The sequence below is a fragment of the Thermobrachium celere DSM 8682 genome (assembly GCF_000430995.1).
In the GTDB taxonomy this organism is placed as follows: domain Bacteria; phylum Bacillota; class Clostridia; order Clostridiales; family Caloramatoraceae; genus Thermobrachium; species Thermobrachium celere.
The window spans coordinates 1-8044 of the sequence record NZ_HF952041.1; the positions used below are offsets into that span (position 1 = coordinate 1).

Genomic DNA, 8044 nt, shown 5'->3' on the forward strand with positions numbered 1-8044 from the left:
TGAGCCAGGATCAAACTCTCATGTTCTAACCTGAGCTTCAAAGTACGTTCGCTCTCGCTGTTCAGTTTTCAAGGACCGTCGACGCTTATTTATGTTATCACGTCTTTTTCATTTTGTCAATATCTTTTTTGTTTTTTCTTTTTCATCGCTGCTCCCCGCAAGCGACTTTTATATATTATCACCCTATCTTTTTAAATACACAATAATTATAATCATTTATTTAAAATTATATTATTATTTCTATAAAAATCTCATTATTTCTCTTATTTTTTTATTAAGATACACCAAGAAACGTTGTTTTAAGTTATGTAATAAAAAACACCATGAAGGCCTACAACCTTCATGGCTTTTCAATATAATTACTTCCCAAAAACTCCAAGTGAATTCAAGAAAATAACTACAACTAAAATAGGTGCTACATACTTAACTACAAAAACAAATGCATTTAATATATTTTTATTGTTTATCCTTCCATTATTACTTAATTCATTTAATACATCTTCCTTTTTAACAACATATCCAATAAATATAGTTATAAACAGACCACCAAGCGGTAATAGAATATTGCTTGATATAAAATCAAAGAAATCAAAAAAGTTTTTCCCAAACAACTTTATACTTGCTATAAAATTATCTCCTGCAATTGATGCTGTTGCTAAAAAACCAAATAAGAGTATTATAATAGCTGTTAAAATTACTGCCTTCTTTCTATCCATTTTCTTTTCTTCAGCAAGATAAGCAACAGGTACTTCAACTAATGAAATCATTGCTGTTGTAGCTGCAAATGATGTTAAAAGGAAAAACAGCGTAAGCAAAACTCTTCCAAATGGCATCTTTGAAAACACTAATGGTATAGTCATAAATAAAAGCCCCGGTCCCGCTGTTGGTTCCATGTTAAAACTAAATACCGCTGGAAAAATTGCAACTCCTGCAAGTAATGAAACTAAAAGATCTGAAAAAGCAACCTTTAATGCTGTTTGTGGCATATCATTATCTTCCGTAAAATAGCTTCCATAAGTAATCATTGTTCCCATACCTATGGATAATTTAAAAAATGCTAGTCCTAATGCTACTAATATACTCGCTTTTGTTACTTTTGAAAAATCAATTTTAAAAAGAAACTTTAAACCTTCAAATGAATTCGATAAAGTTATTGCTCTTATGTCTATTAAAATAATCAATATGAATAAAATAGGCATTAACGTCTTTGTTACTTTTTCAATTCCATTTTTTACACCCATTATTAGAATAGTTGAAACAACAACTATAACTATTACCTGCCATAAGTAGGCTGTACCATAATTTGATATAGTGGACGTAAATAAATTTTCAGCCTGCTTTGGAGTGACGCCTTTAAATGTACCCATTAAACTTTTAAATACATAAGAATAGACCCAACCTGCAACTCCACTATAAAAAAACATAATTAAAAATGCTGATACAACACCCATAAGTCCAATAAATTTAAAATTATCTTTATTTAGTTTTCTAAATGCCCCAACAGCATTAGATCTTGTTTTTCTTCCAATGTAAAACTCGCTAATCATTATAGGTATGCCAACGAGAAGCATACATAATATGTAGATGAATAAAAATCCACCTCCACCATTCATACCTGTAATATATGGAAATCTCCATATATTACCTAAACCTACTGCCGAACCTAAGGTTGCAAAGAATACTGCAAGTCCTGATGAAAATGTCTCTCTTTTTTTGTTTTGCATACAAATCCCCCTTTAATAATTTAAATTAAAAAAGTTTTCTTATAATATAAAGCACCCAACTCGTTTTGGGTGCTTTATATTATTGTTTATAATTGTATAAAAAATGCAAGTTTAAGTCAATCAAATTTTATTTACAATTTCTTTGAATTTTCGACCTCTTTCTTCGAAGTTTTTAAACATATCAAAACTAGCACATGCAGGTGATAAAGTTATAATATCTCCTTCACTTGCTGATTTATATGCTTTAAATACAGCATCCTCCAAACTGTCTGCAATAACTATTGGTAAATCTATTTTTCTTTCCTTCATAACCCTTAAAAATGCATCTTTTATTTTATCCTTTGTTTTTCCCATTAATACCAAACATTTTATATAATCTATTCCTTCTTCTGCTAAAGGTTCAAAAGGTATGTTTTTATCATAACCTCCTGCTATTAAAATTACCTTCTTCTTAAATGATTTTAATCCTGCTAAAGTTCTTGCTGGACTTGAAGCAATTGAATCATTATAGAACTTTACTCCATTTACTTCCCTTACAAATTCTATTCTATGTTCTACACCTGCAAAATTCATTGCAACAAATCTCATATTATCTATAGAAACAAAATCATAAACAGCCGCAAAAGCAGCAAGTAGATTTTCTATATTATGCATACCTGGAAGCTTTACCTCATCTACTCTACAAACTACATTGTTATTAACTATTAATTTATCTCCATCTAAACATGAAAATGCATTTTCTCTTCTTGAAAACAATCTTACTTTTTTATCTGTTTGTTCTGAAATAATTCTTGTTATTTCATTATCCTTGTTTAATACAACAACCCCATCCTCACCTTGATGTAAAAATATATTTTTCTTTGCATCTATATATTCTTGCATGTCTTTATGAACATCTAGATGATTTGGTGTAATATTTGTTATGATTGATATTTTAGGTGAATATTTTGCATCGATAAGTTGAAAACTTGACAACTCTAATACAACAAAATCTTCCTCTTTTATTTCCTCAATTCTATGAAACAATGGATTACCTATATTCCCACCTAAAAAAACGTTATATCCTTGTTTTTTTAACATTTCATATACAAGTGTTGTCGTGGTTGTCTTTCCATCACTTCCTGTTATACCTATAATTTTCCCTTTACAATACTTTAAAAATTCACCCATCTCTGATGTCACATATGCTCCTCTATCTATTGCTGCTTTAATGAAGGGATTAGTTGGCATTAATGATGGTGTTCTAAATATAATATCTGTATCTTTTATTCCTTCTAAATAATTCTCACCTAAATATAGTTTAACATTTTTACTTCTTAATTCTTCTTCATATTCTCCTAAACTTGTTTTTCTATCACATACAACAACATTTGCTCCTAATTCTATCATCATTTGTATAAGCGGAGTATTGCTTATTCCTGCTCCAACTATAGCAACTTTTTTCCCAAATACAAATTTTTTAAACTCATCAAATGAATGTGCCAATTAGAACGCCTCCCTAACAATTACTTTTAATATATTTCTTTAAATTCTTTAAATCTTCTATGTATACATCATATAAAGATCTATTATATATTATACTCGCAGGATGATACAGTGGATATATAAATCTTCCATTATACTCTATTAACTTTCCATGTACATCTCCAATTTTTACATCTCCTAATAATGCCTTAAGTGGAGTATTTCCTAATGTTACAATTATTTTGGGTGATACTATTTCTATCTCCTTTAATAGAGTATCTAAAGATAATTCTATCTCCTTTTTATTTGGTGCTCTATTTACCTTTCTCCCTGTTTTTTCATTTATTTTATATGGTCTAACCTTTACAACATTTGTTATAAATAAATCTTCCCTTTTTATCTCTAATATATCTATAAATTCATCTAAATTTTTGCCTGCTTGACCTACAAACGGCTTTCCCTGTTCTTCTTCAAATCTTCCAGGTGCCTCACCAATTAACATAATATCAGCATTCGTATTTCCATCTCCATAAACAATCTTTCTATCTTCCCCAAAGACTTCTTTTATTTTATCACTATATTCTTTATAAATAGTTGTTAAATCCATTTTATCACTCCTTGCTATATATTTTACTACCTTTTGTAAAAAAAGTCTTTTATAATTTTAAAGCAAATAATAAAAAATAGGTGGAAATCCACCTATTACATTATTTCTGGTAAATTATCAAGGTTATTTCTGCTATCCCCATCTGGTAAACTTCTTAAGAACTTCTCTCCTGATTTAGACACTCCAACAGTTACACCTTCTATTTGACCTTGTTCTGCAAGCTTTATACCTTCACCTTTTGATATTATTTGTCCTGTATTTAATCTATAAGATATAATTTCTCCATTTTTATCATGTTTTACACCTGTTATTCTAAGCATATTACCCCTCCTTTTTAGTTATTGTTTCACTTAAAGAAGGGTTTCATACATAGCTTTTATCTTTTTTAAATCTTCCCAAGCAAATTTTTTCTTACTTTCATCCCTTAAAAGAGCTGCTGGATGAAAAGTTGCTATTATATAAAAATCTCCTTTTTTATACCATACTCCTCTATCTCTTGTAATTTTAATACTCTCATCTATTACATACCTTGCTGCAGTTGATCCTAAACACACAATTATTTTAGGTTTTACTATAGCTACCTGCTTTCTTAAATAAACTATACATGCCTTCGCTTCATCATCAAATGGAACCCTATTATTAGGTGGTCTACATTTAACTATATTAGCTATATACACATCTTCTCTTTTTATATTTATTGCCTCAAGCATTTTGTCTAATAATTTTCCTGCTTTTCCTACAAAAGGCCTTCCTGTGTTATCTTCTTCTTCACCTGGTCCTTCACCTATTAACATAAGCTTTGCATTTATATTTCCCTCACCAAACACTACATTTTTTCTCCTTTGTGCTAGTCTACATCTCTTGCAATTATAAACATATTGTTTTAACTCTTCAATATAATTCATATAATCTACCCCTATTTATTGTTATATAACGTATAAATGTATTATATAACAGTATATATATTAGCATTCATTTTATTTATTTATTATATTTATAAAAAATTTTATTAAATATGTTGCACATTAAATATAAATGTGTTATATTTATATTGTAATAATTAGCGAAAAGACCCTTTCATATAACATATCCCCATGATTGAACCCTATTAACTGACCCTAGCCAGGAGACCCCCTGGCTCTCTTTTTTACTTCGTAAATAGAGTATAATATTCTTAGGTTTTTGTGTAAATAATCAATATAAAAAGAGTTGAATCTAAGTTCAACTCTTTTTACTAATAATACACTTTTTAAATCTCTAATTATACAACAATTTATAAGTTTGAGAATCTAAAACACCTGTCTGTGGCAATCCTTTTGCCTTCTGAAAAGCCTTTAATGCTGATTCAGTAATTGACCCAAAATATCCAGTTATAGATGGATATTTAAAATATCCTAACTGTTTTAATTTTGACTGTAATCTTTTCACTTCATCTCCACTCATTCCATATGATAATAAAATTGCACCATTTTTAACTTGAATATTGGATATTGCATTTCGATTATTTAATTTAATCTCTATTGCATTTCTAGTAGCTGGACCTACAATACCATCTACCTTTAAACCATTATCTCTTTGGAAATCTCTAACTGCTTTATCCGTTATTGTTCCAAAATATGTAGTTGTAGTATGGTATTTAAAATACCCCAGTTTTTCCAATGCTTCCTGAAGTAATTTTACATCTGTTCCCATCATTCTTAAACGCAGATTTCTGCTTATATTTAATCTAATATTTTGTTGAACAGGAGCTGCTCCACCTCTTGAAACAATTGGTTCTTTTTCAACTGTAAATTTTAACTCTCTTATGTCATCATAATCATTTTCACTAACACTATCCTTTACTCTCACCCTAACTATGTATTCTCCCTCATCATAAGGAATAAAACTAAATGCTGAACTATTCGATACTTTAGATGCTACTATTCTGTCACCTTTAAATACTTCAAAACCTATTACCTTGTCTTTTGATGTTCCTCCTAAAATATCAGTTTTTATATATATGTCTTTTCTAACATATAATTTTTCTGGTCCAACTGATATACTCTTAATTTTCGGTGAACTAAAAGCTTTAAAACTTAAAGAAACTTTATCATCATAATTGTTTGAAGATTTTATGTCCTTTATATATACTGTAGCAACATAATTACCTTCTAAAAATGGAGTAAATATTGCTTGTCTATCAGCCAAAAAATCTCTTATATACACAGTTCGTCCATCTTTTTCAATTACATATTTATATAAATATTCCCCAGTTCCACTCTCAGCTTGAGATGTCAATATTAAGTTCTGGCCTACTAATATTTCATTTTTATTTAATATAATATTTTTTACTTTTGCTAATAAAGTCTTTAAAAAAGTACCCTTGTAATAAAAAATTAGAATTTGTTCATAAGTATGTCCATTTAATGCACGGTTTCTGGCGCCTATTTGACTCATTCCTACTCCATGGCCATAACCTGAACCTTTAAATGTATAAGTATCATCTTTTTCATTATATGTAATATCATATAATGAACTCCTTAGATTTAAAAATGTTCTTGCAGATTCTTTCTTAAATGTTTTAATTCTTTGTACACCATCTTTATCTTGGTATAATATATTTAATTCCTGAATTCTTCCACTTTCATATTTTTTTATACTATTAATATCTATTTTTAAAAACTTATCATCTTTAGTTAATATATTTTTACTTTTCAATATTTCATCTATTTTAAGTGACGTAAATTGGCTTGTCCAATTATAATCCTTATCAAATTTATCCTCTTGAGCTACTAAATATGGTATAGCCTGAACCCATACATTTTGGCTTGCTTCAGTATAACCACCATTACTAGCAGAATAGTATGCACTAACAATATTAGAATTATAAAGAAGTACAACTGATTTTGTATCTTCAACAGCTTTAATAACATTTTTTAAAGATGGATCAAACCCTCTATAAACTTGACAACACACATCATCACATAAATCATAACTTTTATTCTTGTGTTTTTCTAAATTGCTTAATGCATAATTTCTAGCAGCTACTGCTTGAGATTTTAAAGCTTCAATTGGATAGCTATTTGACATTTCATATCCAACAACACCTTTAAGATAATCCTCTATATCTATTATATTAATTGGTATAATTTTATCTCCATCTAAGCTAAACTTAAACTCTCCTAAATAATTGTATGACTTACCACTTGAGTTAATGGTCAAAGTATTTTCAGGATTAATAGGCTTTAAGTCCAAAAATTGTACTTCACTATTGTTATAATACATTTTCCCATTGATTACACTAAGTATAATATTTGTACCACTTTGTACTATATTTCCATTAACAAAATATGCTCCATTCAACTTTATATTTAGATTACTTGATGACATAGTTACAAGACCTATTTTTAATTTAGTATAATACTTTTCACTAAGAGTAGCTGCTAAAGTTGTTAATGAATTAAATATAATGATTAAAACTATTAAAATTCCTATTAATTTTTTGTTCATTTTCCCACCCCCTTTTTAAATTGTAAATTAATCTACAATTTTTTGCAAGTTTTTAATAATTATTATTAAATTTGATAAGACTTCTCCTAAAACAAATCATCTGATGATATGAATTACAATTAATACTATTCTCTCTACATTTTATAATCTTATTTAGATGCATCGGAAAATCTATTATTACGTTAATATAATGTAACTCAGCATATTTTTTTACAAAAAAATATGCACCTGTTTAGATGCCTGGTAAAATAAATTACACACAACAACACATCACCTGAAAGGAGGCATCCAACAAGTGCATATTTATGTTTTTTAATCATATTGAATTTTATATAGAAATGAAAAATAAACATCATGCTTATACCTAAAAAAAAGCAAATCTGGCAACGACCTACTCTCCCACACCGTGCGGTGCAGTACCATCGGCCCTGCGGAGCTTAACCTTCGTGTTCGGAATGGGAACGGGTGTTTCCTCCGCGGCATAGTCACCAGATTTGCTCTATTATTTTATGTATGGTGGAGATGAGGAGATTCGAACTCCTGACCCCCTGCTTGCAAGGCAGGTGCTCTCCCAACTGAGCTACACCCCCACATTTTGGTGGGCCTTCAGGGACTCGAACCCCGGACCGACCGGTTATGAGCCGGTTGCTCTAGCCAGCTGAGCTAAAGGACCCTCAACTATCCGGCAACGACCTACTCTCCCACACCGTGCGGTGCAGTACCATCGGCCCTGCGGAACTTAACCTTCGTGTTCGGAATG

6 protein-coding genes, 2 tRNA genes and 2 rRNA genes are annotated in these 8044 nt (G+C 29.7%); all 10 read right to left on the bottom strand.

Annotated elements, in window-relative coordinates; genetic code table 11:
* Positions 1 to 359 precede the first annotated feature (359 nt).
* Positions 360 to 1724, bottom strand: coding sequence for a sodium-dependent transporter (locus tag TCEL_RS12600; RefSeq protein ID WP_018666964.1), 1365 nt, complete (start codon positions 1722 to 1724; stop codon positions 360 to 362).
* Positions 1725 to 1844: 120 nt separating this feature from the next.
* On the bottom strand, positions 1845 to 3209 hold the full coding sequence (murD, locus tag TCEL_RS12605; protein WP_018666966.1) for a UDP-N-acetylmuramoyl-L-alanine--D-glutamate ligase: 1365 nt from the start codon (positions 3207 to 3209) through the stop codon (positions 1845 to 1847).
* Between the two features lie 13 nt (positions 3210 to 3222).
* Positions 3223 to 3795 carry a uracil-DNA glycosylase gene (locus TCEL_RS12610; RefSeq protein WP_018666968.1) on the bottom strand — a complete coding sequence of 191 codons (573 nt, stop codon included), beginning with the start codon at positions 3793 to 3795 and terminating at the stop codon, positions 3223 to 3225.
* Between the two features lie 95 nt (positions 3796 to 3890).
* Positions 3891 to 4115 (bottom strand): DUF3892 domain-containing protein, encoded by a 225-nt coding sequence (locus TCEL_RS12615; RefSeq protein ID WP_018666970.1) that lies wholly within the window; start codon positions 4113 to 4115, stop codon positions 3891 to 3893.
* Positions 4116 to 4145: 30 nt separating this feature from the next.
* On the bottom strand, positions 4146 to 4700 hold the full coding sequence (locus TCEL_RS12620; protein WP_018666972.1) for a uracil-DNA glycosylase: 555 nt from the start codon (positions 4698 to 4700) through the stop codon (positions 4146 to 4148).
* Positions 4701 to 5052: 352 nt separating this feature from the next.
* Positions 5053 to 7284 carry a SpoIID/LytB domain-containing protein gene (locus TCEL_RS12625; protein WP_018666974.1) on the bottom strand — a complete coding sequence of 744 codons (2232 nt, stop codon included), beginning with the start codon at positions 7282 to 7284 and terminating at the stop codon, positions 5053 to 5055.
* A 378-nt stretch (positions 7285 to 7662) separates the two neighbouring features.
* Positions 7663 to 7777 (bottom strand): 5S ribosomal RNA (gene rrf / locus TCEL_RS12630).
* 21 nt (positions 7778 to 7798) lie between these two features.
* Positions 7799 to 7874 (bottom strand) — tRNA-Ala (locus TCEL_RS12635).
* Positions 7875 to 7880: 6 nt separating this feature from the next.
* Positions 7881 to 7958, bottom strand: a tRNA-Ile gene (locus TCEL_RS12640).
* A 6-nt stretch (positions 7959 to 7964) separates the two neighbouring features.
* Positions 7965 to 8044, bottom strand: a 5S ribosomal RNA gene (gene rrf / locus TCEL_RS14455); the annotation flags it as partial.